The sequence below is a fragment of the Paenibacillus sp. D9 genome (assembly GCF_001188365.1).
Classification (GTDB): domain Bacteria; phylum Bacillota; class Bacilli; order Paenibacillales; family Paenibacillaceae; genus Paenibacillus_O; species Paenibacillus_O humicus.
In genome coordinates this window covers 2,601,682-2,626,660 of the sequence record NZ_JZEJ01000001.1, presented here as the reverse complement: position 1 = coordinate 2,626,660, position 24,979 = coordinate 2,601,682, and the positions used below count along the sequence as shown (strand labels likewise).

Here is a 24,979-nt window from a genome sequence, read left to right as displayed (position 1 = left end):
CCCTGGCTTATACTGAGGTCAATTCATGACAGGGGGAATGGTTATGAGAAACATAAGCAAGCTTGGAATCGCCGCCGTCACGGCCATGACGCTGCTCACCGCGTGCAGCGGCGGCACGAACAATGAAGCCTCCTCCAAGAACGGGGAAGGGGCGGACGCCGGCAAGAAGACCAAGCTCACCGTATGGCATAATTTCGCCGGGGACGACGCCCGCGCCAAGACGGTCCGAGCCAAGATCGAGGAATTCGCCGCCAGCCATCCCGACGTCGAGCTCGACGCTCAAGCCATTCCTCCGGACGGATACCGCCAGCGGCTGAGCACGGTCGCCGCCGCGGACGAGATGCCGGATGTGTTCCTCTCCTACTCCGGCAGCCACATCAAGGGCTTCCAGGAGTCCGGGCTCGTGCAGCCGATCAACGAGCTGCTCGACAGCAAGCAGGAATGGAAGGACAACTTCCTGCCCGGAGCCTTCGACGGCTCGACGATCGACGGCAGCACCTATCTCGCTCCGCTCGCCATGTCGGCGACGTCCTTCCTCTACTATAATGCGGATCTGTTCAAGCAGAACAACGTCGCCGTTCCGAAAACCTGGGATGAGCTGATGGCAGCCGTCGCCGCCTTCAACAAGGCCGGCATTACGCCGATCGCGCTCGGCAACAAGGCGCCATGGGTCGCGCAGTCGACCATTCTCGGTTCTCTGGCGGACCGCGTGACGGGAACCGAATGGTTCAAGAAAGCGGTCGCGCAGGATGGAGCCTCCTTTGCCGATCCGCAGTTCGTGGAAGCTCTGGGCTATTTCAAACAGCTCGTCGACGCGAACGCTTTCGCCAAGGACGCCAATACGATCGACAATACCCAGGCGGAGCAATACTTCGTGCAGGGCAAGGCAGCCATGATGGTGAGCGGCGCATGGACGCTGACGAATCTCGCCGCGACCAGCGAGGACGAGCTGAAGAAGATCGACATCACGGTGCTTCCTTCCGTTCCGGGCGGCAAAGGCGAGGCGAACACCATTACCGGCGGCGCCGGTGCCGGCTTTGCGCTCAGCAAAAAGGCGGAGGGCGACAAGAAGCAGGCCGCGCTCGACTTCATTTACGCGGTGAGCGGACCGGAGACGCAGAAGGCGATTGCCGAAAGCAACTCTATGATCATGTACAAGACGGAAGTCGACCAGTCGAAGGTCACCTCCCTCTATTACAAGGCGTTCGAGCTCGTCAAGACGATCGGCATCACGCCGGTCTACGACGCCTACCTGTCGGCCGAAGCGGCGGAGGCCATCAACAACGGCCTGCAGGAGCTCATGATGGGCGGCAAGCCGGAGACGGTCGCCCAGAATCTCCAGGATGCCCAAGCCCGTTCGCTCAACCCATAACCGCACAGTCGGAGACCCGTGCCCGCAGCGGGTCTCTTTTTTGCACAAAGGAGGCTGACAACCCGTGCCGACCCCACTTCGCAGCAGAGGCTTCATCGCGGCGGCGCTGCTGCCCGCACTGATCGTATTCATCCTGTTCGCCATCGTGCCGATTCTGTGGTCCGTCTATTACGGCTTCTTCCAATGGAAAGGAATGGGCCAGCCGAAGTTCATCGGATTCGGCAACTATTCGGCCATGCTGCAGGATCCCGTCTTCTGGAGGGCTCTGAAAAACAACTTGATCCTCGTCGTTTCCGCCATTGCCGGGCAGATTCCCATCGCGCTCGTCGGCGCGCTGCTGCTCACCGCGAACGGCTGGTTCAACCGGCTGATCCGCTCTGCGCTGTTCATGCCGATGGTGCTCTCCACCGTCGTCATCGGGATGATCTGGGGCTATATCTACAACTCGCAGTTCGGCCTGCTGAACGAGGCGCTCTCGCTGCTGGGGCTCGAGAGCTGGACCCGGGCGTGGCTGTCCGATCCCAAGGTCAATATGTACGCCGTCTCCATTCCGATCAACTGGAGCAACATCGGGCCTTACTTGATCATCTTCATTGCCGCCCTCCAAAACATCTCCTCGGAAATCCACGATGCCGCCGCCATCGACGGCGCTTCCGGCTGGCGCAAGCTGCGTTCGGTGACGCTTCCGATGGTATGGAGCACGGTCGTCGTCACGCTGGTGCTCTGCATCGCAGGCAGCCTGAAGGCGTTCGACCATGTCATCGTGATGACGGGCGGCGGACCGGCCAAGTCGACGGAGCTGCTCGCCACTTATATGTACAACAACACGTTCGCCGTCTACCGCTACGGGTACGGCTCCGCCGTCTCCACCATGATCATCGTCATCAGCCTGCTGCTCATCGCGCTCAACCTGCTGGTCACCCGCCGGAAGAACGGATGAGGGAAGAGGAGGACTCCTAATGAAGGCAACTGCTGCTCCTATCCGGCCCGAGGCCGTCGGAAAGCCTCGGGCCGGCTCCGCCGCCGGGCGATTCGCGGTGAAGCTTGCCCTGCTGCTCTACGCGGCGGGCACGCTGTATCCGCTCTACTGGCTGTTCATCAGCGCGCTCAAGACCAACGACGAATTTTTTGCCCATCCCTATGCGCTGCCGCAGAAATGGGTGCTCTCCAATCTGTCCCGCGCTTGGGAGCTCGGGCATATGGGCCGCGCCATGGTCAACTCCGTTGTCGTATCGGTGCTGGCCGTCGCCCTGACGCTGCTGCTCGGCACGATGGCCGCTTATGTGCTTTCCCGCTTCCGCTTTCCGCTGTCGCGGGCGGCGACGGGGCTGTTCGTGCTCGGCATGCTGATTCCGATCCACAGCACGCTCGTGCCCTTGTTCATCGTCATGAACAAGGTCGGGATGCTCGATACGTACGCTTCCTTGATCCTGCCTTACACCGCCTTCGAGCTGCCGATCGCGATCTTCGTGACGATCGCTTATCTGGCATCCATCCCGCGCGAGATCGAGGAGGCGGCGCTCATCGACGGCTGCGGCTGGTGGGGCATCTTCTTCCGGATGATTCTGCCGCTGTGCAAGCCCGCGCTCGCCACGGTGGCGATTCTGGCTTTCCTGCGCTTCTGGAACGACTTCGCGTTCGCGCTCGTGTTCATCAACTCGCAGGCGCTCAAGACGCTGCCACTCAGCCTCGCCCTGTTCTCCGACGGCTTCGGCACGGATTACAGCCTGACGATGGGGGCGATGGCCATTGCCGTGCTGCCGACCATCGCCGCTTATCTGGTCTTCCAGGAACAGATCATGAAGGGCATGACGGCGGGTGCCGTCAAAGGCTGATGAAGAATCGTTCTTAATATGGAATTTTATGTATAAAAACGAATATTCAATAGGCCTAATGGTATAAATTATTCATAAAATTAGGTCAATGGATGCAATAAAAACCGGTTCCATTTGGTTGGGAACCGGTTTTTTAATGTGAAGTCAATAGGACCTCTGTGCAAAAAAAGATAGGTTATGCTACTTAGTTCATATTGACGGGTTGTCTTTATGCATTCTATAATGGCAATGATCAAATGCAAATGTTGGTAATTGTAGAACTTTACTGCAATATTGATATTGTCGTCGATTGCCGTAATCTTCTGAAGGGGAAACTGCTATGGTCTATGATGGCATCCTTATCGGCCTTGTCGTCGGATTTATCCGGGCAGGCTGGAAGAGCGGCTTGATCGCTCTCGGCAATATCCGAATTAAGGGCGGCTGGGGTTTTCCGCTGCTGCTTATTGTCCAGTTCGGTTTGTTCTATCTGCAAGATTATGTGTCCTTTTTCGCTCGTTTCAACTCCTACTTTTACATGCTCGTTTATGTTGCAGGGCTTTCTCTCCTCTACGTAAACCGCTCTTACAAGGGAATAAACTTGCTTTTTATTGGTGTCTTTCTGAATTTTCTGGTCATGCTGGTGAACGGCGGACGAATGCCGGTGTCGCTGGAGGCTGCCTCCGTACTTGATCCTCATTTTATTGAAATGCTGAAGAACGGAGACGTACTGTACAAGCATATTCTTCTGGATAGTTCAACTAGACTCCCGTTTCTGGGAGACATCATACCTTTGGGTCCTCCTTATCCAAGAAGGCAGGCCATCAGTATTGGAGATGTAATCATGAATATAGGTATCTTCTTCTATATTACATCGCAAATGTCTTCCCAAAAAACCCATGAAAAGCAGCCTCGTACAGAAGCGGCTTGATCTTGAAAAAGGGGCTTTGAAGCATGAAGGGAGGTGACGAATATGAAAAAAGTCAATGTTAAAGTCATTCTCTTTAATCTTGCCATCATTGCTTCCCTGGGAGTTGCGCTGACTTCGGGACTTAAAGTATTCTAATAGCTTAAAAAAGGAGACAGAATGATCGTTCTGTTTCCTTTTTAATATTTACCCGTTAAGAGGGAGAGCCAGGATGAAACAGTTGAAAGCTATCGCGGTTATACTTAAAACGCCCTCATACCTCTATGTAGTCCTGCTATCTTTAATGGGTAGTCTATTATTGCTTTCTTACTTTCTTCCTGTCGGAATTGCCATTTCTAACGACAGATGGATCACGATTTACGCCATGACTGCAGGAGTCGTCTTGCTTGATTACTTTATGTTTCAACTCCCGCCTGAAGGGCACCGTCAATCCATGGACTCCACTATTTTTTTGGCGACCGTATTTGTATATGGAGTAGAGCCGGCACTGTTGACTTTGGCCATAAGCACCTTTTTTATTGTTTTCAATCATAAGGATACCAAGTGGTGGAAACATTTCCTTAATCTCGCTATGTATACTTTTATGATTGTTGGGGCTAATTACATCTACTTGCGGTTCGGCGGCGAGACAGGCACTTTTGAGACTTCTTTCCTGCCGGCATTCATTGTTTCGCTTGCGGCCTACTTCTGTATAAACGTCCTTTTGATTGGAACCTATTATTTTTTGGTCTACAAAGGAAGACTTGTCGAAATCCTGCGAATGTTTATCAAGGAAGTTCTCTTTGCCTATCTCAGCATTTTGCTGTTATCAATGATTCTGGTTATTTTGCTTATTTATACCAGTCTTTTCGGCCTATTTCTGTTCTTGATTATCGCTACGCTGCTGTCGCACGTCTTCAAACAGCTTTTCCTCATGTACCACGAAATCAACGACAAAGCCAACAAGGACCAGCGGACAGGGCTGTACAACCACAGCTACCTGGAAGAGAAGCTGGATGACTTCATAAAAACCTACCGCGAGGATGGGAATGTTTTCTCCTTCGCGATGCTGGACCTCGACGACTTCAAGAAGTACAACGATCTCTACGGACATCCGCAAGGAGACAAGCTGCTCAGCTTCGTCGGCTCCATCATCAAGGCGGAGTGCGAGCCTTATGGATTCGTCTGCGCCCGCTACGGCGGAGAGGAATTTGCGGTCATCATGCCGGCGTACGGCAAAAACGAAGCGCGCAAGTTCATCAACCAGCTGCGCAAGACGGTGAACAATTCTCCGTTCGAAGGCGTCGAAATCCTCCCGCACGGATGCGTGTCGTTCTCGGCCGGCGTCATGGAGATGAATGCCGATACGTACGAGAAGTCGCAGCTTGTCGGCTTGTCCGACCGGGCGATGTACATCTCCAAGTCCAAAGGCAAGAACACGGTGACGATCTACGGCGAGCAGACCTATCTGCCGCAGAAGTTCGAGCATGAAATCAACGAGCTGGAGCAGCAGATCCGTGTATTCCTCTCCAAGGATGTCTACACGTTCAAGCATTCCAAGAGGGTGTTCTCCTACGCGGTGGACATGGCGGAGAAGCTCGGCCTGAACGAGGAGGAGAGGCGCACGCTTATTCTGGGCGCGCTTATCCACGATATCGGCAAGCTGGAGATTCCGAGGGAAGTGCTGACCAAGAGGGCGAAGCTGTCCAAGGAAGAATGGGAGCTCGTCAAGCAGCATGTCACCTTCGGCAAGGAGTTTCTTCTCGCATCGGGAACCTATTCGGATCTCGTGCCGCTTGTCGAGCTGCATCATGAACGCTATGACGGGACGGGTTATCCGCATGGGCTCAAGGGGACGGAGATCCCGAAGCTGGCGAGGCTGCTTTGCATCATCGATTCCTTTGACGCGATGACGACCGAGCGTCCTTACCAGCGGACCCGTACGTTCGAGGAGGCCGTGGAGGAAATCCAGGCCTGCTCAGGATCGCAGTTCGATCCGGAGCTCGCCGTTCCGTTCATCGCCTATGTCAACCACCGGATCGAGCAGGACGATATCCCCGAGGAGATCATCCAGCAGCTCCGCGAGCAGCAGGAAAGAGAAGGAGCTTGATTCGCTGGCCGTTTGCCGATGAGGCAAACGGCCTTTATTATTTTCCTTTAGCCTATTGACGTTTTAGGGGACGAAAAGTCATAATTTAATAGAATGTAAACGCTATACAGGTCTCCTGGACGACAAACGCAACTTCAAAAGGAGGCTGAACGCATCGCATGAGCAAGCCTGACAAAGTAGCCTTGAGGCTGCAGGAAACGATGGATCGCCGCCGCATCGTCGGCATGGCCTGCGCGTTTCTCATTCGCGGGCGGCTCGTCTGGAGCGGCGGTCTGGGACTGGCGGACAAGGAAAGAGGCTTGCCGGTGTCGGACAAGACGATCTTCCGCATCGCATCCATTTCCAAGACGGTCACAGCCGCTGCGCTGCTTCAGCTCGCCGATCGCGGGTTATGCGGCTTGGACGACGACGCAGGCAAGCTTGTCGGCCTTCCGCTCCGCCATCCGGCCTTTCCCGGCCAGCCGGTTACGCTGCGGCAGCTGATGACCCATACGTCGGGACTGCGCGACGAGTATGCCGGCTTCGCGGCCGCTTCCCGTCAGGATCCCATGATTCCGCTCTCCGAACTGATCGTTCCCGGAGGACAATGGCATCCCACCAAGCTGTGGGGGGACAAGCCGCCGGGGGATCCGTCCGGTTATGAATACTCCAACCTTGGCGCGATTGTCATGGCGACGATTATCGAGCGGCTGAGCGGCGAGCGCTTCGACCGCTATTGCCGCAAGCATCTCTTCGAGCCGCTCGGCATGCGGGATTCCAGCTTCAACCTGCAGGATTTCGAGGAGCCCGACCGAATCGCCGTCCTCTATGAGTACGATGCCGATGCCGGCGACTATGTTCCGGCCGCAGACGCATTTCGCGGTTGTCTGCCGGAGCCGACGGACCTGCGGGATTACGTTCCCGGCGCCAACGGATCGTTGTTCGGCCCGCAAGGCGGCCTCCGGACGACAATCGCGGATCTGTCCCGCTGGCTGGAGATGCTGGCCGGCAAGGGCGAGCGCAGCGGAGTCCGGATTCTCCGCAAGGAGACGGCGGAGCAGATGCAAGCCCGGCAATGGTCCAGGGTTCCGCAGGAAGGCTTCTACCGGGAAGGCGGCCTGCAGCTCCAGCGGACGCATGATCTCATGCCCGGCAGGCTGATGATCGGCCATCCCGGCGACGCCTACGGGCTGCGCAGCGGAATGTATTTCGATCCCGAAGCCGGAATCGGCCTGATTTATGCCATGAACGGGCTGGACGACGCCAAGGAAGGCCATGTGTTCACGGCGGCGGAGACCGAGCTGGCTACCGCGATGGCCGAAATATTCCTGCGGAAGAAGAATCAGCGTTAACGGCGTCTTCACCGGGAGCCTGCAAGGCGCATTTCCGGCACAGCATGGACCCGGAGCCTGCTAGGCCGCCTCTAGGAGCAGACGCCTCTAGGAGCAGCTTGGACCGGGAACATGGTTGCCGTTAGAAGGGCATAACATGTCGGCGCGTGCCTGTGGTCGCAGTCAACGCCGGGCCGGCATGGGCCAATAGCAGGATTTCTCATTTACAACCCGCTCGAGTCGATGTTAGAATAATTAACATCCAGCGAGCGCATGAAGCAGACAAGGGAGAATGACGGATGCCTTTCGACAAGAACACGCTGTATCTCATAGGCGATGCCCAGTCATCCGTGAACAATCCGATTACCCAGCAGTACAGCGCTTTTTTCATCGGGCTCGTCGTTGGGAAGGAATCCGGGATCATCATCGATGCCGGCTGCTCCTCCACCATTCCGCTTACTTCGGAGTTCGTCCGCTCGATCTTCATCGGCCACTCCGTTCTGGACGTGGAGCTGGTAGCCGAGGAAATCCGGAGCAGGTACCACGGCTCTTCACAGAAGGCATTGATCGTCGCCTTCAAGGACGCCTCCAAAAAATTCAAATCCACGCTCATCGACTAGAAGAGCAGGCCTCCGCGCCTACTTCCGGTCAGCGTACGCTGCTTTATTTATCCGTATGGCGGGACATTCCGGCATGCACGTAAATAAAACCCAGCCAACGGATCCAGGGACAAGCATGTCCCCGGCTGTTGGTCTGGGTTTTTTTCATACTCTGTATCAAAACCGATCATTTCTTATATTCCGGGAGGATGGCCAATGAAGCTCTATATATCGGTAGACATGGAAGGCATAACAGGGCTTGTAGACAGCACGCACGTCGATTCGAGCCAGCGCAGCTATCCCCGCGGCCAGGTCATCATGACGGACGAGGCGAATCATGTCATCGGCACGGCATTCGACGAAGGCTGCTCCGAAGTGATTGTCAACGACAGCCACTCCAAAATGAACAATCTGCTGATCGAAAGGCTGCATCCCGACGCCCAGCTCATCACCGGAGACGTCAAGCCGTACTCCATGGTGCAGGGGCTAGACGCTTCGTTCGGCGGCGCCGCCTTCCTCGGCTACCATACGATGGCGGCAACCCGCGGCGTTCTCAGCCATTCGATGATTTTCGGCGTGACGAAGATGTACATAGGGGATACAGCCATCGGCGAGCTCGGCTTCAACGCCATGGTAGCCGGCTATTACGGCGTCCCCGTCCTGCTCGTGGCCGGCGACGACGAGACGGCGGTAGAAGCGGAGGCGCTGCTGCCGGGGGTGACGACGGCAGTCGTCAAGAAGGCGATTTCGCGCACGGCGGCTCTGTGCCTGACTCCGGACAAGACCGGACAGCTGCTGAGGGAAAAGACGAAGGAGGCTCTCGACAACCGCTCCCGCGTCAAGCCGCTGGCTTCGCCGGAGCGGCCGCATCTGTCGATCGAATTCGCGAACTACGGACAAGCCGAATGGGCGAGCCTGATGCCGGGAACCCGAATCGAGGGCAACAGCCCGGTCGTTTCCTTCCAGGCCAAGGACATTCTCGAAGCCTACCGGGCCATGCTGGTCATGATTGAGCTGGCGACAAGGACCAATTACTGCTAAGACGTTTTGCCAGACCGATTAAGGGGAGTGACAGAAGGTGGCATCTTACATCCTGAAGCGGCTTGTCTCCATGCTGGTGACGCTGTGGCTGATCGTCACGGTGACCTTTTTCCTCATGCATTCCGTGCCGGGGTCTCCGTTCGACAAGGACGGCAAGAACAGCAATCCGACGGCCGTGCAGAACATGATGGCTTATTACCATCTGGACGAGCCGGTCGGCGTTCAATACGTGCTTTATCTGAAGTCTCTGCTCAAGCTGGATCTCGGTCCGTCGATCGGGCATTTTCCCGACAGCGTGAATTCGATGATCAGCCGCGGTTTCCCCGTTTCCTTCCAGCTCGGCATGATCGCGATCCTGTTCGCCATCGTCGCCGGCATCGCGCTCGGAACGGTCGCCGCCCTGTACAAGAACCGGCTGATCGACCAGGCGGCCATGGTGCTCGCCGTGCTCGGCATCGCCGTGCCGAACTTTGTCGTGGCGACGCTGCTGATCAAATACGTGGCCGTGGAATGGCATCTGCTGCCGGTCGCCATGTGGGGCACCTGGCGCCACGCGGTGCTGCCGGGGCTGGCGCTGGCTACCGGTCCCATCGCCATCATTGCCCGCATGACCAGGGCCAACATGGTGGAGGTGCTCACCTCCGACTATATCGAGACGGCCCGCGCCAAAGGACTGCATCCGTTCGTCATCGTCACGAAGCATGCGCTGCGCAACGCGGTGCTGCCGGTCGTCACCCTGCTCGGGGCGCTGATCGCCAACGTCCTGACGGGAAGCTTCGTCATCGAGAAGATTTTCGCCATTCCCGGCATGGGCAAGTATTTTGTGGACGGCATCAACAACCGCGATTATTCGGTCATCATGGGCACGACCGTGTTCTACAGCGCTCTGCTGCTGTTCATGATGTTTCTCGTCGATATCGCCTACGGCCTCATTGATCCCCGCATCAAGCTGCACCGGAAGGAGGGCTGAGCATGAGCGTACCGGATTCCCTGTTTGTCCCGATGAACCGCTCCGCCGTGGATGCGGAAGCGATCGTTCGGCCCCGCCTCGGCTTCTGGAAGGAATCGTGGAACCGGCTGCTGGCCAACAAGCTCGCGTTCGCCGGAGCCGTCATCATCATCCTGCTCGCCCTGCTCGCTTCGTTCGGCCCGATGTTGACAGACCAGAGCTACTCCAGGCAAGTCCTCACCGATGCCAACATGAGCCCGTCCGCCGAGCATTGGTTCGGCACGGATGACCTGGGCCGGGACGTATTCGCCCGCATTCTCTACGGAGCCCGCATCTCGCTGTTCATCGGCCTGATGGCCACCCTGATCGACGTCGTCATCGGCATCGTGTACGGCGGCATCGCCGGGTACGTCGGGGGCCGCGCAGACAACCTGATGATGCGCTTCGTAGATATGCTGTACGGCGTTCCCTACCTGCTCATCGTCATTCTGCTCATGGTCATCATGGGGCCAGGCCTGCTGACGATCATCGTCGCGCTCAGCGCGACAGGGTGGATCGGGATGGCCCGCGTCGTCCGCGGCCAGGTGCTGACGCTGAAATCTTCGGAATACGTGCTGGCTTCCCGTTCGATCGGCTCCAGCGGCTGGCATATCATCCGCAAGCATCTGCTGCCCAACGCGATGGGCGTCATCATGGTGCAGATCACCTTCTCCGTGCCGTCGGCCATCTTCGCGGAAGCTTTCCTCAGCTTCCTCGGCCTCGGCATCCAGCCGCCGCTCGCGAGCTGGGGCGTCATGGCAAGCGATGCTCTCGGCGTCATCCTCTCCGGCCATTGGTGGAGGCTGTTCTACCCGGCATTCTTCATCTCCATGACGATGCTGGCGTTCAATCTGGTCGGCGACGGCCTGCAGGATATCTTCAACCCTAGGCAGAGGAGGTCATGAGCATGTGGAGACGATCCCGAAAAGCGTCGATATCCGCGGTCGCGGCTCCTGAAGGCCCGGCCAGGGAAAAGGAAAGAGAAACGGTTAGGGAAGACCGCCTGCCGGAGCGGCCGCCCGCAATTTACGACGGCCGGACGGCAGCGCCGGAACCGGCGGCGACGGAAAAGCCGGCCAGCCGGGAGCCGAGGGAAGCTGCCGAGGGCAGGGCGCCCGGCAAAACCCTGATGGCCGTCGAAAATCTGCGAGTCAGCTTCCGGACCCACGGCGGAGAGGTGCAGGCGGTGCGCGGAGTCGATCTCCAGCTTCGCGAAGGCGAGACGCTGGCCATCGTCGGGGAGTCGGGCTGCGGCAAAAGCGTCACCGCCCGCAGCCTGATGCGGCTGCTGCCGGAACAGACGTCGAAGCTCGGCAAGGACTCTCGCATCGTCTGGAAAGGCGTTGACCTGACGCGGCTCAAGGAAAAGGAGCTGCGGAAGCTGCGCGGCGCAGAGATTTCAATGATCTTCCAGGATGCGATGACGGCGCTCAATCCGACGCTCACCGTCGGAGAGCAGCTGATCGAGAGCATCGCCCTGCACCGCAAGGTGCCGAGATCGGAAGCGCGCAAAATCGCCGTGGAGATGCTCGGCCTGGTCGGCATTCCGAGTCCGGAAACGCGGCTGAAGCAATATCTGGGCGAGTTCAGCGGCGGGATGAGGCAGCGCATCATGATCGCGATCGCCGCCTCCTGCAATCCGTCGCTCCTTATCGCCGACGAGCCGACGACCGCGCTCGACGTGACGATCCAAGCCCAGATTCTGGAGCTGTTCCGGATGCTGCAGCAGAAGACCGGCGTGTCCATCGTGCTGATCACTCATGATCTGGGCGTCGTCGCCGAAACGGCCGACCGCGTCTGCGTCATGTACGCCGGCGAGATTGTGGAGTCGGGCTCCGTGCGGGAGCTGTTCCGCAGGCCCCGGCATCCGTACACGAGAGGGCTGCTGGCCTCGATGCCCCGGCTCGACCGGGACCGCTCGCGCCAGCTCGAGCCGATTCCGGGCACGCCGCCGGATCTGTTCGCGCCGCCGCCGGGCTGCGCCTTCGCGGCCCGATGCCCGCATGCGATGGAAGTGTGCCGGCTGCATCATCCCGCCTCGACACAGGTGGGCGGCAGCCATTCGGTATCCTGCTGGCTGGAGGATCCCCGGGCGCAGCAGGCTCCGCCGTCCTCTCCGGCCGGACGGTCGGCCGCAATCGGCTAGCCGTTCGGCGAGCTGACAACCGGGAGCCGCTTGTTCCGAATCATTTTAGCCCCTTTTTATTCGGGGCCAAGGGGGGAGAAGGGGAGCGCCAGGCCTGCGGCAGACAGATTAGAGGCAGGCCGTCTGACCAGATGAGACATCGGCGATATGACTTCGATTGCGGCCTCAGCGACGCAGTATCGACTTGTATCCCACCATTCGAATCAAAGGGGAGAGCCACAACCATGTCCATGAAAAAAATGTCTGCTGCGCTGATCAGCTGCGTGCTGCTGGCCGGAACGATACTGGCCGGCTGCGGAGACGGCAACGATGGAGGCGGCACCGGAGAAGCCTCCGGCAAGATTCTCCGCTACAACAACAGCAAGGAGCCGACCTCCCTCGATCCGCCGATCGGCTTCGACCAGATTTCCTATGACGTGGTGAACAACGCCTTCGAGGGGCTCACCCGCCTGGGCAAGGATCAGAAGCCTGAAGCGGCGATGGCGAAGGAATGGAAGATGTCCGACGACGGCCTGAAGTACACCTTCACCCTGCGCGACGGCATCAAATGGTCCAACGGCGATCCCGTGAAGGCGTCCGACTTCGAATATGCCTGGAAGCGGCTGCTGAACCCCGACACGGCGTCCGATGCGGCCTTCCTCGCTTATCCGATCGCAGGCGCGGAGGCGTACAATTCCGGCCAAGGCTCCGCCGACGCCGTCGGCATCAAGGCGACGGACGACAAGACGCTTGAGGTCACGCTCGCCCATCCGGCGGCCTGGCTGATCCAGATGACGGCAAGCCCGGCCTTTTTCCCGGTCAACCAGGCCGTTGTCGAGAAGAATGCGAAGTGGGCGGGCGAAGCGGCGACGATCGTCGGCAACGGACCGTTCACGATTACGGAATGGAAGCATGACGACGAGCTGAAGATGGTCAAGAACAAGGACTACTGGGATGCATCCAGCGTGAAGCTGGGCGGCGTCACCTATAAAATGGTCAACGATACGAATACCGCCTACCAGCTCTTCCAGTCCGGCGAGCTCGACACGACCGGCAGCATTCCGTCCGATATGGCCGACAAGCTGTTCGAAGAGAACAAGGTCAAGGTCGAAGAGGCGGCGGGCACGGCGTTCTACCGCTTCAACGTCACGATGGAGCCGTTCAACAACATGAACATCCGCAAGGCGTTCGCCGAAGCGGTCGACCGCCAGCAGCTTGTCGATCTCGTGCTTCGCCAGAAGCACAAGCCGGCCGTCGCCTTCGTATCCCCGGGGCTCGAGGATGCGGCCGGAGGCGACTTCCGCGAGAAGGGCGGAGATCTACTGAAGTTCGACGCGGCCGATGCCAAGGCGCTGCTCGCCAAAGGCATGCAGGAAGCCGGCTACTCCAAGCTTCCGGACGTCACGCTGACCTACAGCACGAACGACATCAACCAAAAGGTCGCCCAAGCGATGCAGGCGATGTTCAAGGACAATCTCGGCGTCGACGTCAAGCTGGAGAGCAAGGAAAGCAAGGTGATGGTCGCCGAGCAGAAGAAGCTGCAGCTGCAGCTGTCCCGTTCCTCCTTCCTGCCTGACTTCGCGGATCCGATCAACTTCCTGGACGGTTTCCAGTCGGACAATCCGTTCAGCCGCACAGGCTGGAAAAACGCCAAGTACGACGAGCTGATCAAGGGCGCTTACCAGCAGAGCGACGAGAAGAAGCGCTATGAGATGATGCATGAGGCCGAAGCGATCCTGATCGACGAGGCTCCGATTTTGCCGCTGTACTTCTACAACACGGTCAATCTGGAGAGCGACAAGCTGTCCGGCGTCGTGCGCCATCCATTCGGCTTCATCGACTTCAAATGGGCGGAGCTGAAGTGAGCCGTCCGGGCCTGATCCGCCCGCGCAAGCTGCAGCCCGGCGACACGGTCGGGATTCCGGCTCCGGCAAGTCCGGGCGACCGGGAGCAGGCGGAGGCTGCCGCAGGTTACCTGCGGCGCCTCGGCCTGAACGTGAAGCTCGGCCGGACGCTCTCGCTGCGCCGCGGTTACCTGGCCGGAAGCGATGAAGAGCGCGCCGAGGAGCTGAACGGGCTGTTCGCGGATCCGGACATCGCCGCCATCATCTGCGCGCGCGGCGGATACGGCACGGCACGCATCGCGGACCGGCTCGACTACGGCATGATCCGTCGCAATCCCAAGATTTTCTGGGGCTACAGCGACATTACGTTTCTTCATTCGGCGATCGGGCGGCTCAGCGGCCTGGTCACCTTCCACGGGCCGATGATGATCGACTTGAAGGAGCTTCCGGAAGGAGAGGACGGAGCCGGCCATGCCCGTCCCCATCCGCTGACGCTGGAAGGGTATAACCGCCTTCTAGCTCCGCATAGTGTTCACTATACGGAAGAGATCGCTCCCCTGCGGGTGCTGGTTCCGGGCGAAGCGAGCGGCCCGCTTGCCGGCGGCAATCTGTCGCTCCTCGTCAGCACGCTGGGAACGCCGTACGAGATCGATACGAGGGGCAGGCTGCTGCTGATCGAGGACATCGACGAGGAGCCTTACCGCGTCGACCGGATGCTGTGCCAGCTGAAGCAGGCCGGCAAGCTGGACGATGCCGCCGGCATCGTCGTCGGCGACTTCCATAACTGCGAGCCTTCAAAGCGCAAGGAGTCTCTGAGTCTGGACGAAGTTCTGGCGGAATACATCGTGCCGGCAGGCAAGCCGGCCATGGCGGGCTTCCGGATCGGACACTGCTCGCCGAATATCGCCGTTCCGCTTGGGGTGGAAGCTGTACTGAACACGAGCGGCCGAAGCCTTGTTTTCAACGAATCCGGATTCTCGGACGGCGCAGAGCCGGCTTAGAGCATCCCGGCCAGCCGCATGAGGAGGACAACAGCATGAACATTGAAAGCATACAGGTGATGAGGCAGTCGACCCCTCTCCACAAGCCGTTCAAAACCGCGCTCCGCACCGTGCATGACCAGGAATCCATCCTGGTCCGGATCCGGGACCGCGACGGCCGCGTCGGCTGGGGAGAGGCGCCGTCCACGATCGTCATTACCGGCGACAGCCTCGAGAGCATCGAGTCGGCGATCCGGCTTACGTTCGCTCCGCTGCTCGTCGGGCAGAGCCTGCTCGGCTACGAGCGCCTGCTGCAGAGCGTGCACGGAGCGATGGTCGGCAGCAGCAGCGCGAAGGCCGCCGTGGACATGGCGATCTACGACTTGGTAGCCCAGCATTGCGGCTTGCCGCTGTACCAATTTCTCGGCGGCTACAAGGACCGCCTGGAGACGGACTTCACGGTCAGCGTGAACTCGCCCAAGGAGATGGGCGAGGATGCGGCCAGCTGCGTCCGGGAAGGCTTCAACGTGCTCAAGATCAAGGTCGGCAAGGACGACGTGCAGGAGGATATCGAGCGCATCCGCGAAATCCGCAGCCGCGTCGGCGGCGGGGTGAAGATCCGCCTCGACGCCAACCAGGGCTGGCAGGTGAAGGATGCGGTCCGGGCGATCCGCCGCATGGAGGATCTCGGGCTCGACATCGAGCTGGTGGAGCAGCCGGTTAAGGCCCATGACATCGAGGGGCTGAAGGCGGTCACCGACGCGGTCCAGACTCCGATCATGGCGGACGAGGCCGTCTTTTCGCCGGCGGAGGCGCTGCGCGTGCTCCAGATGCGGGCGGCCGATCTCATCAACATCAAGCTGATGAAGTCCGGCGGCATCTACAAAGCCCAGCTTATCAACGGCATGGCGGAGCAGTACGGCGTGGAATGCATGGTCGGCAGCATGATCGAATCGCGGGTGGCGGTAACGGCGGCGGCCCATCTGGCGGCGAGCAAAAAGAACATCACCCGATTTGATTTCGACGCTCCTCTGCTGCTGAGGAGCGACATCGTCGACGGAGGTGTCCGTTACGACGGCCGCGTCATGACGTTCCCGGATGCGCCGGGACTCGGCATCCGCGACGTGCGCGTCGCCGCCAGTCCGGGAGCGGCGGTATCATGAGCGCGGCCTTGAGGGAAGCGCGTGCGGCGGTTCCTGTCGCGACGGTATGGACGAGACCGGACTCGCCGCGGGAGCTGGATGCTCCGGCGCTGGCAAATCCGGCCGACCTGCGCGGCTGGCTGTCTTCAATGTCGGTGGACGACCGCCTGGACCTATGCGACAACAATCGGGTGCAGACGCAGCTGCTCTATGGCGAGCGCGTGCTCGTGGCCGAGGAGAAGGAGGGCTGGGCTCGTGTATTCATTCCGGGGCAGAGCAGCTGCAAGGAGCCGCTCGGCTATCCCGGCTGGGTGCCTCTGGCGCAGCTGGCCTTCCCTTCTCCGGGAGCGTTTCCGGACGGAGCCTGCCGAAGCGGCAAGGACCGGCAGGAAGGGGAACGGGCATCGGGCCGCTGCGCCGTGGTCACCGCCGACACCGCCTGGCTGCTCGATTCCGATCCCGATGAGGCTGGAGGAGGGGCGCCGAAGCGCCTCATGGAGCTGAGCTATCTCACGCGGCTGCCGGTCGCGGAGGATGACGCCGAAGGCTTGACGGTGCTGCTGCCGGAAGGCGGCAAGGGCTGGCTCCAGCGCGGCGATGCCGATGTTGCGGCGATCAGCCGTCCATCGGCCGGCGGCCGCGGCGATCATGCCGGCCGCTTCGTCGTGGAGCAGGCGCGCCGCTTTCTCGGCCTTCCCTACCTGTGGGGCGGCATGTCGTCGCTCGGCTACGACTGTTCGGGCCTGGCGTTCAGCATGCACCGGGCGGCCGGCATCGCCATCCCGAGAGACGCCTCCGACCAGGCGCTGGAAGGGCAGGCTGTCGACCGGGAGGACCTGACTCCGGGCGATCTGCTGTTCTTCGCTTATGAGGAAGGCAAAGGGAGAGTCCACCATGTCGGCATCTACGCCGGCGGCGGGCGGATGATCCATTCGCCCCGGACGGGGCGCTGCGTGGAGCTCGTCAAGTTCGACGAGAACTATGAGCTGTACCGCGAGCATTGCGCTTCGCGGCGTTACTGGAACCAATAGGACTTGCGGGTCCGGCTTGCTGCCTTTCGGCGGCGGCCGGGCTTTTTTCATCTGCGGAATTCATTGCTGCGGCTGGCGCTCTTGGACTGCCGCTGGAGGCATTGATTTTACTTTTCTATCGGCATCAGCTCCACTTCGATCGGCATTTTGGCGTAGCCGGGGTAATCTTCGACATTCAATTCGGCGCTGCTTCTAGCTGCGTCATCTTCATTTCATCCCCTATTTATTAGACCTGCGGGGAAGAGAAACGGTTTTCCGGCCGCTGGATTTTATTTCCTCCGGGTTAGAAACTTTTCATCCGGTGGCCCGATTGGGCTCCCTTTGTTATACTAATGGCAAATCTAGCAAACACTTAATGATAGAGTGGAAGGAAAGGGGAGCCGCCCATATGAAGCTGACGGTCGATCCGGAAGCGGCCCGCTGGTATAAGCAAGAGCTGAATCTTCACGAAGGCGACCAGCTGCGCGTCTTCGTGCGCCTGGGAGGCTGCGGCAGCGTGCAGCCGGGGCTGTCGCTCGGAATCATGAAGGACGAATCGCGCCGGCCCGGCTTGCGTCAGGAGGAGGAAGGGCTCGTTTTTTTCATGGAAGAGGACCAGCTCTGGTATCTCGACGGGAAGGAGCTACATCTGCGCTATGACTCCGCGCAGGATGAGGCTTTCATGGATGTCTACTAAATCGTACTGCCGGAAGGGAGCGCATGGAATGAGAAGATGGCTGGTTGTCCTGATGGCCGCCTTGGTGTTGGCGGCTGGCATGCCTGTCGGACCGCCCTCGGCCGCGGTTGCAGCGGCAGCGGTATCGTACAAGGTTGCGACCAAATCGCTGCCTGTCCTCAAGGAACCGGATCAGAAAGCAGCCGTCAAAGGATATTTGACCCAAGGAGCGACGGTTCAGGTTACGGACGAACAATTCGGCTGGATGAAGGTGAGCGGACAGGGTCTCACCGGATGGGCAGCGGGCCACTACCTGGTCAAGTCGGCTTCCGTCGGAACGTCGGGTTCGGCATCGAGCGTGTCCCTGTCCGGCGCTGCCGGCCAGAAGTCGAGTGTCATCACGGGAAGCGGAGTGCGGGTGCGCAGCGGCCCCGGCACCGGTTATTCGGTCGTCGGGAGCGTTACGACCGGCGACCGGGTGACCGTGCTCAAAACGTCCGGGCAATGGAGCAGCGTCAAGACGCCGGGCGGGCTGGCCGGCTGGGTCAGCAGCCAATACATAAGCAGTTCAAGCGGAACTCTGGTGAGCACGGGCGGAGGCAGCGGCCCCGCCGTCGGCAGCGGAATCGGCAGCCTCAAGGGAAAGCTGATCGTCATCGATCCCGGCCATGGCGGCAACGATCCCGGCATGATCGGCACGACGCATAAGACCGAGGAGAAAGACCTTACGCTCAGCACATCCAAGCTGCTCGCCGACGAGCTGCGGGCGAGGGGAGCGAGCGTCATTCTCACCCGTACGAAAGACAGCGAGAAGCCGTCGCTCCCGGACCGGGTCCGGATCGCGGAGCAGGCGTCGGCGGACGCTTTTGTCAGCATTCATTACAATTCTTCCCCTACCAAGGCTTCCGGCACGCTGGTGTTCTATTATTCCAAGAACAAGGATGTGCCGCTTGCGAGAGCGGTCGAAGGCCCGCTTGAGGGGCTGAGCCTCGGCACGAACGGCATTTCGTTCGGAGACTATCATGTGCTGCGGGAGAACAGCCTGCCGTCGGTGCTGCTGGAGCTTGGATTCCTCAGCAACGCCAAGGACGAGGCGGAGGTACGGACGGAGAAGTACCAAAAGGAAGCCGCTGCCGCGATCGCGCAAGGCTTCGAAGCCTATTTCGCCCGCAAATCAACCTGAGAGAAGGATAAACGCCCATGAATTATGCCATCCTGGGATTGCAGGCCGTCATTCTGGCTGCCGTCGCGCTGCTCTATCTCACACGCCCAAGGAGCCGCTCCGGGACAGACCCGTCGCTGCTGCGGGAGCTCGACCGGATCCGGGACGACGTCCGCAGCTACACGGCTGAGCATGCGGCGCAAGGCCGGCAGGAGGCTGCAGCCGCCGCGCGCCAGAACCGCGAGGAGCTGGCGGCTTCCATGAACGCCATGAACCGCACGCTCATGGGCAACATGAACGACATGGCGCTGCAGCAGAAGCATCTGCTGGACAGCTTCTCCGAGCGGCTCGCGGAGCTGACGCGAGTGAACGAAACGAAGCTGGAAATGATGCGCGGCACGGTGGAGGAGAAGCTCCGGCATCTGCAGGAGGACAACAACCGCAAGCTGGAGCAGATGCGCGCCACTGTCGACGAGAAGCTGCATGCGACGCTGGAGCAGCGGCTGGGCGAATCGTTCAAGCTCGTCAGCGACCGGCTGGAGCTCGTGCATCAGGGACTCGGCGAGATGAAGAGCCTGGCGAACGGCGTCGGCGATCTGCGCAAGGTGCTGACCAACGTCAAGACGAGAGGCACGCTCGGCGAGATCCAGCTCGGCAACCTGCTGGAGCAGACGCTGACGGTGGAGCAGTACGACCGCAACGCCGCCACGCGGCGCGGCAGCAGCGAGCGGGTGGAGTTCGCCGTCCGCATTCCCGACAAGCACAATTCCAATCAGATCATCCATCTGCCGATCGACTCCAAGTTCCCGATCGAGGATTATCAGCGTCTGCTGGACGCCCTGGACGCGGACGACCATCTCGCCGCGGCGGAATGCTCCAAGCAGCTGGACGCGCGCATCAAGCAGGAGGCCAAATCGATCCGCGACAAGTATATCGATCCGCCGAATACGACCGACTTCGGCATCATGTTCCTGCCGGTGGAGGGGCTCTTCGCAGAGGTGCTCCGCCGCCCCGGCCTGTGGGAGCAGGTTCAGCGCGAGTTCCGGGTCGTCATCGCAGGCCCGACGACGCTGACCGCGCTGCTGAACAGCCTCCAGATGGGCTTCCAGACGCTGGCGATCCAGCAGCGCTCGAGCGAGGTATGGCAGGTGCTCGGCGCCGTGAAGACGGAGTTCGGCAAGTTCGGAGATCTGCTCGACAAGACGCAAAAGAAGCTGCAGGAGGCGAGCAACTCCATCGACGCGGCGGCGGTCCGTTCCCGGGCGATCGAGCGCAGGCTGCGCAAGGTGCAGGAGCTGCCGGCCGGAGAGGCGCCGGACCTGCTGCTGGAGGCCGCATCGGAATGAGGAGGCTGCCGTGAGCATCGCCAATCTGCTCGTGACCGGGTACCGGGCGCATGAGCTGAACATTTTCTCGCAAAAGCACGAAGCGATTCCGTTCATCCGCAAGGCGGTGGAGAACCGCCTCGTTCCTTTATTGGAGGACGGACTGGAATGGATCATCTCGCCGGGGGGCTATGGCTTCGATCTGTGGGCCTGCGAGGCCGCGATCGGGCTCAAGCGGGATTATCCGCAGCTCAAGATATCGATTCTGACGGCGTACGCCAATCCCGACGAGAAGTGGAAGGAAGACCGCAAGGCCTATTATGAAGGCATCCTGCGGCAGGTCGATCATCATGTCAGCGTCAGCAAACAGCCCTATGAGGGAGTATGGCAGCTGACCGCGCGCGACAGCCTGCTGCTGCGCAAGACCGACGCCATGCTGCTGTTCTACGACGAGGAGATGGGGGAAGGCAGTCCGAAGTATTTCAAGGAACGGGCGCTGCGGAAGCAGCAGGACGAGGACTATCCCCTGTTCACGATTACGGCGGAGAGCATCCAGAGCATCGCGGAGGAAGAACGGCTGGCGGATTGACCGACAGAAAAAAGGCTGGAGCATGCAGAACTTCTGCGGCTCCGGCCTTTTTCGATTGGAAATGAAATGTTCTGCCCGAACGGTTGCTGGCCGGATTCATCGCGGATTCAGGACGCTTTCCTCCAGCGCCTCGAACCGGTTGCCGTACGTCTTCTCCAGATGGCGGTCGCCCCATTCGCATAGCGAGGTCAGAATGGATTGAAGGGACTTGCCATAATCGGTCAGCTCGTATTCCACCTTCGGCGGCACCTGGTTGTAGCTGATGCGGTTCACGATGCCGTCCTGCTCGAGCTCGCGCAGCTGCTGGGTCAGCATCTTCTGCGTAATGTTCGGCATGAGCTGGCGGAAGTCGCAGGTCCGCTTCTTTCCATGCGTCAGATGGCACAGGATGACGGTCTTCCATTTGCCTCCGATGACGTCCAGCGTGGCCTCGACCGCGATATTGTATTTTTTCATGGTTGCGGTTTCACTCTCCTTGCTTCGCAAAAGGAACTAAAAAGTAGCTATGGCACTTGAAAGTGCGTTCTGTTCAAATTGTTGTTACAGTTCCATAATAGCATTTACCGGCACGAGATAACATCAAGGAGTTGAATTCAAGTGCAATCAAGCTCAAGAAAAAATACGCTGGCGCTGCTTTCGCTTGCCATCAGCGCCTTTGCCATTGGAACGACGGAATTCATCAGCGTAGGACTGCTGCCGATGATTTCCGGAGATTTGGACATACCGGTCACGATGGCCGGATTGACCGTGACGCTGTACGCGCTCGGGGTCATGTTCGGCGCCCCGGTGCTGACATCGCTGACGTCGTCCATTCCCCGCAAGACGCTGCTGATCGCCATCATGCTGGTCTTCATCGCCGGCAACAGCCTGGCCGCCTTCTCGACCGGCTTCGGCATGCTGCTCGCGGCCCGGGTGCTGTCGGCGCTCGCGCATGGCGTGTTCATGTCGATCGGTTCGACGATCGCCGCCGATCTGGTTCCGGAGGACAGGCGTGCCAGCGCAATCGCGGCCATGTTCACGGGCCTTACTGTCGCGACGGTGACGGGAGTTCCGCTCGGGACCTTCATCGGCCAGCAGCTGGGATGGCGTTCCGCTTTCATCGGCATTGTGCTCATCGGAATTATCGCTCTCGCAGCGGCATGGGTGCTTGTGCCCGCTCAAGGCTTGCGTCAGGGAGAAAGGACGCCGCTGAAGGAGCAGGTCAAGCTGTTGACGAGCGGCAGGCTTGTGCTGGCCTTCCTCATCACGGCGCTCGGTTATGGAGGGACGTTTGTCGTCTTCACTTATTTATCCCCATTGCTCCACGAGATAACCGGATTCAAGGAATCCGCAGCGGCGCTGATTCTGCTTCTGTACGGAATCGCCATTGCCATCGGGAATCTCATCGGGGGAAAAGCGGCCAACCGCAGGCCGCTGCCGGCCCTGCTCGCCATGTTCGCCGTACAAGCCGTCATCCTGCTCGTCATGATGGCGGCGCTGCCGCATAAGATCGCCGGACTGATCGCGGTGTTCGCGATGGGGCTGTTCGCCTTCATGAACGTGCCGGGACTCCAGCTCCATGTCGTGCAGCTGGCGGAGCGTTACGCTCCCAAGGCGGTCGATGTCGCTTCGGCCGTCAACATTGCCGCATTCAACGGCGGCATCGCGCTGGGAGCTTGGCTGGGCGGCATGGTGACCGACCATATGGGGTTGATCCATACCACGTGGATGGGAGCTGTCATGGTGGCGTCCGCAGTTGTTTTGACCGCATGGAGCCTGCTCTTGGAGAAGAAAAGCTCGAAGGTTGAAGCGATGGCTGCCGAAAGGCAGACGGTCTAAGCTTCAGGCAGTGTTGAAGTTGAATTGCGTGCTGGAAAGCAGGAGCAGTCATGCAAATGCAGCCATAAAGAGCAGTCGCGGCTAGAGCAGTCATGCAAGTGCAGTCAGGACACGGGAGCAAGAGCCAAAGACCGAGGTTGCATTGCACAAGGATGCATGAACAAGAATCAAGGAAAGGGAGATGGGAATGAACGCATTTACGAATCGAACGGTTGCGCTGGCCAACGGGGTCGCCATGCCTTGGCTCGGCATGGGGGTATTCAAGGTCGAGGAGGGGCAGGAGCTCGTCGAGGCGGTCAAGGCCGCCGTTCGCCTTGGTTATCGGAGCATCGATACGGCCGCTGTCTATGCCAACGAAAGCAGCGTCGGGCAGGGCATCCGGGAAGCGCTGGAGGAGAACGGACTGTCGCGGGATCAGTTGTTCGTCACCTCGAAGGTATGGAATGCCGACCTCGGCTATGAGGAGACCTTGGCCGCCTATGAGGCCAGCTTGAGCAAATTAGGATTGGATTATCTGGATCTGTACCTGATTCATTGGCCCGTTGCCGGGAAATACAAGGATGCTTGGCGGGCTCTCGAGACGCTGTACAAGGATGGCCGTGTGAAGGCGATCGGCGTCAGCAACTTCCATGTCAGCCATCTGGAGGATTTGATGAAGGACGCTGCGGTGCGCCCGATGGTCGACCAGGTCGAGTTCCATCCGCTGCTGTCGCAGCCGGAGCTGCGCCGTTTCGCCAAGGCGCAAGGCATCCAGCTGGAAGCCTGGTCGCCGCTGATGCAGGGCCAGCTGCTGGATCATCCGCTGCTGTCGGACATTGCCTCCAGACACGGCAAATCCGTCGCGCAGGTCCTTATTCGCTGGGATCTCCAGCATGGCGTCATCACGATTCCGAAATCGACGAAGGCGGAGAGGCTGGCCGAAAACGCAGCCGTCGACGATTTCGAGCTGACGCCGACCGAGATGGAGTCCATCGACGCTCTCAACGAGAACCGCCGCGTTGGCCCGGACCCGGACAACTTCGATTTTTAAGCACGAAAACATGCTCCGCAGACGGAAGGTGGAAACCTTCCGCTGCGGAGCGTTTTTGTTGAAGGGGCGAGCCGAAGGGCAGGACGCCGGCGAACGGACGCCCTAGATCACATTCTGCCGCCCTTCCTCGGCCCGGTCCATCGTGAAGCCGATCAGCCGCCGCAGATCCGCCGTGCGGATGGGAGCATGCTCCCCGGAGCGGCTCAGCAAGTCGCATAGCGCCACCATATCCTCCAGCAGCGACAGCTCCCGCCACCGCTCCGGCAGGAAGCCTCCGCCTGACCGGTAGCCGGCGGCGAAGGCTTCCTCGGCCGCGGTGCCGCGAGGCTCGTAGCGGAGCCAGTTGCCGATGTCCGCCATGGCGCTGCCGGCATAGGCGAATTCCCAGTCGAGAACGGCCGACAGCTCGCGGCGGCCGCCTGTCCTCACGCCAAGCACGTTCAATGCGTTGTAGTCGGAATGGACGAGCACGGGCAACATGGCATGCAGGTCGAGAAGAGGCGAGAAGCTGACGCCGAAATGATCGAGCCTCCGCGTCGCTTCCGTTCCAAGCAGGCTTCCTGCTGCCGCCTCCAGGCAATGCGCGATGAATTGCCGCCAGCCCTCTCCGTTCAAGGCGAGCGGCTCGCTGACCGCAAGCTCCCCGTCCAGGAAGCCGGCTTCCTGGAACCGGATGTCATGGATGGCCGCCAGCGTACGGCCGGCTGCATGATGCCATTCCGACTTGGCATCCATGCTGCCGGAGCGGAGCTCGTCCGCGAGCAGCACGCCGGGCATCCATTCCATGATCGCCCAAGGAGCAGGATAGAGCGAGCCGCTCCAGTCGGAAGCCAGGAGGCGCGGCACCGGAAGGCTTCCAGCGAGCAAGCGGGAAATGGACGCTTCCTTGCGCGCGACCACAGCATTCTGCCTGTAGATTCTCAGGGCGTAGGAACGCCCTCCCGAATCCAGTTTGTACACGAGGTTGCTGAGCCCGGCTCCGGTGCGTCGAGGCGTGCAATGCCGCAGCTCCGGCAAGGCGGCTGCAGCAAGCTCGCGGATGATGTGCGGCTCCGGCTCGGGCGGCGTTTCTCCTCGTTCCCAATTTTCCTTCATACGTCGGGTCTCCCCTTTCAAATCCAAATTGCAGTCATCTCACCA

23 protein-coding genes are annotated in these 24,979 nt (G+C 60.0%); 21 read left to right on the top strand and 2 right to left on the bottom strand.

Going from position 1 to position 24,979, the window contains the following annotated elements; translation table 11 throughout:
* Positions 1 to 43 precede the first annotated feature (43 nt).
* From VE23_RS12030 to VE23_RS11940, 19 genes are all read left to right on the top strand, one after another.
* Positions 44 to 1,372, top strand: a complete 1,329-nt coding sequence (locus tag VE23_RS12030; protein WP_048746773.1) for an extracellular solute-binding protein — start codon at positions 44 to 46, stop codon at positions 1,370 to 1,372.
* A gap of 64 nt (positions 1,373 to 1,436) precedes the next feature.
* Entirely contained in the window at positions 1,437 to 2,312 is an 876-nt protein-coding gene (locus VE23_RS12025; RefSeq protein WP_048746771.1) for a carbohydrate ABC transporter permease, read from the top strand.
* A gap of 19 nt (positions 2,313 to 2,331) precedes the next feature.
* Positions 2,332 to 3,207 carry a carbohydrate ABC transporter permease gene (locus VE23_RS12020; protein ID WP_021881044.1) on the top strand — a complete coding sequence of 292 codons (876 nt, stop codon included), beginning with the start codon at positions 2,332 to 2,334 and terminating at the stop codon, positions 3,205 to 3,207.
* Between the two features lie 319 nt (positions 3,208 to 3,526).
* On the top strand, positions 3,527 to 4,114 hold the full coding sequence (locus VE23_RS12015) for a DUF5317 domain-containing protein (protein WP_049868064.1): 588 nt from the start codon (positions 3,527 to 3,529) through the stop codon (positions 4,112 to 4,114).
* 910 nt (positions 4,115 to 5,024) lie between these two features.
* Complete coding sequence (locus VE23_RS12010) at positions 5,025 to 6,200, top strand: bifunctional diguanylate cyclase/phosphohydrolase (protein WP_232313062.1); 1,176 nt, start codon at positions 5,025 to 5,027, stop codon at positions 6,198 to 6,200.
* A gap of 158 nt (positions 6,201 to 6,358) precedes the next feature.
* Positions 6,359 to 7,531, top strand: coding sequence for a serine hydrolase domain-containing protein (locus tag VE23_RS12005; protein WP_049868062.1), 1,173 nt, complete (start codon positions 6,359 to 6,361; stop codon positions 7,529 to 7,531).
* Between the two features lie 278 nt (positions 7,532 to 7,809).
* On the top strand, positions 7,810 to 8,130 hold the full coding sequence (locus VE23_RS12000; protein ID WP_021881040.1) for a DUF3870 domain-containing protein: 321 nt from the start codon (positions 7,810 to 7,812) through the stop codon (positions 8,128 to 8,130).
* 195 nt (positions 8,131 to 8,325) lie between these two features.
* Positions 8,326 to 9,150 carry a M55 family metallopeptidase gene (locus VE23_RS11995; RefSeq protein ID WP_049868060.1) on the top strand — a complete coding sequence of 275 codons (825 nt, stop codon included), beginning with the start codon at positions 8,326 to 8,328 and terminating at the stop codon, positions 9,148 to 9,150.
* A 37-nt stretch (positions 9,151 to 9,187) separates the two neighbouring features.
* The gene (locus tag VE23_RS11990; RefSeq protein ID WP_049868058.1) at positions 9,188 to 10,120 is read left to right on the top strand and encodes an ABC transporter permease; all 933 of its coding nucleotides are present in this window, start codon (positions 9,188 to 9,190) and stop codon (positions 10,118 to 10,120) included.
* Between the two features lie 2 nt (positions 10,121 to 10,122).
* Positions 10,123 to 11,043 (top strand): ABC transporter permease, encoded by a 921-nt coding sequence (locus VE23_RS11985; RefSeq protein WP_048746768.1) that lies wholly within the window; start codon positions 10,123 to 10,125, stop codon positions 11,041 to 11,043.
* A 224-nt stretch (positions 11,044 to 11,267) separates the two neighbouring features.
* Positions 11,268 to 12,284: an ABC transporter ATP-binding protein gene (locus tag VE23_RS11980; protein ID WP_049869710.1), complete on the top strand. Its 1,017-nt coding sequence runs from the start codon at positions 11,268 to 11,270 to the stop codon at positions 12,282 to 12,284.
* 230 nt (positions 12,285 to 12,514) lie between these two features.
* Positions 12,515 to 14,128 carry a peptide ABC transporter substrate-binding protein gene (locus tag VE23_RS11975; RefSeq protein WP_048746780.1) on the top strand — a complete coding sequence of 538 codons (1,614 nt, stop codon included), beginning with the start codon at positions 12,515 to 12,517 and terminating at the stop codon, positions 14,126 to 14,128.
* Positions 14,125 to 15,108, top strand: a complete 984-nt coding sequence (locus VE23_RS11970) for a S66 peptidase family protein (RefSeq protein WP_232313060.1) — start codon at positions 14,125 to 14,127, stop codon at positions 15,106 to 15,108. Before VE23_RS11975 ends, VE23_RS11970 begins: the two co-directional genes overlap by 4 nt.
* A gap of 35 nt (positions 15,109 to 15,143) precedes the next feature.
* Positions 15,144 to 16,250, top strand: coding sequence for a mandelate racemase/muconate lactonizing enzyme family protein (locus VE23_RS11965; RefSeq protein ID WP_049868056.1), 1,107 nt, complete (start codon positions 15,144 to 15,146; stop codon positions 16,248 to 16,250).
* Positions 16,247 to 17,260: a C40 family peptidase gene (locus tag VE23_RS11960; protein WP_049868054.1), complete on the top strand. Its 1,014-nt coding sequence runs from the start codon at positions 16,247 to 16,249 to the stop codon at positions 17,258 to 17,260. Before VE23_RS11965 ends, VE23_RS11960 begins: the two co-directional genes overlap by 4 nt.
* 388 nt (positions 17,261 to 17,648) lie before the next feature.
* Complete coding sequence (locus tag VE23_RS11955; protein WP_048746760.1) at positions 17,649 to 17,936, top strand: HesB/YadR/YfhF family protein; 288 nt, start codon at positions 17,649 to 17,651, stop codon at positions 17,934 to 17,936.
* A gap of 28 nt (positions 17,937 to 17,964) precedes the next feature.
* Positions 17,965 to 19,098 carry an N-acetylmuramoyl-L-alanine amidase gene (locus tag VE23_RS11950; RefSeq protein ID WP_049868053.1) on the top strand — a complete coding sequence of 378 codons (1,134 nt, stop codon included), beginning with the start codon at positions 17,965 to 17,967 and terminating at the stop codon, positions 19,096 to 19,098.
* A gap of 17 nt (positions 19,099 to 19,115) precedes the next feature.
* Positions 19,116 to 20,423, top strand: coding sequence for a DNA recombination protein RmuC (locus VE23_RS11945; protein WP_049868051.1), 1,308 nt, complete (start codon positions 19,116 to 19,118; stop codon positions 20,421 to 20,423).
* A 16-nt stretch (positions 20,424 to 20,439) separates the two neighbouring features.
* Positions 20,440 to 20,991 (top strand): DUF1273 domain-containing protein, encoded by a 552-nt coding sequence (locus tag VE23_RS11940; RefSeq protein WP_048746779.1) that lies wholly within the window; start codon positions 20,440 to 20,442, stop codon positions 20,989 to 20,991.
* A 96-nt stretch (positions 20,992 to 21,087) separates the two neighbouring features.
* Here the strand turns inward: VE23_RS11940 and VE23_RS11935 are convergent, their stop codons facing one another.
* Positions 21,088 to 21,447: a winged helix-turn-helix transcriptional regulator gene (locus VE23_RS11935; RefSeq protein ID WP_048746754.1), complete on the bottom strand. Its 360-nt coding sequence runs from the start codon at positions 21,445 to 21,447 to the stop codon at positions 21,088 to 21,090.
* Between the two features lie 141 nt (positions 21,448 to 21,588).
* Between VE23_RS11935 and VE23_RS11930 the strand changes: the two genes are divergently transcribed.
* Positions 21,589 to 22,809 carry an MFS transporter gene (locus VE23_RS11930; protein WP_049868049.1) on the top strand — a complete coding sequence of 407 codons (1,221 nt, stop codon included), beginning with the start codon at positions 21,589 to 21,591 and terminating at the stop codon, positions 22,807 to 22,809.
* A 187-nt stretch (positions 22,810 to 22,996) separates the two neighbouring features.
* The gene (locus VE23_RS11925) at positions 22,997 to 23,839 is read left to right on the top strand and encodes an aldo/keto reductase (RefSeq protein ID WP_049868048.1); all 843 of its coding nucleotides are present in this window, start codon (positions 22,997 to 22,999) and stop codon (positions 23,837 to 23,839) included.
* A gap of 102 nt (positions 23,840 to 23,941) precedes the next feature.
* On the opposite strand, the gene VE23_RS11920 is transcribed toward VE23_RS11925, so the two are convergent.
* Positions 23,942 to 24,934 (bottom strand): phosphotransferase family protein, encoded by a 993-nt coding sequence (locus tag VE23_RS11920; protein WP_049868046.1) that lies wholly within the window; start codon positions 24,932 to 24,934, stop codon positions 23,942 to 23,944.
* Positions 24,935 to 24,979: the final 45 nt, after the last annotated feature.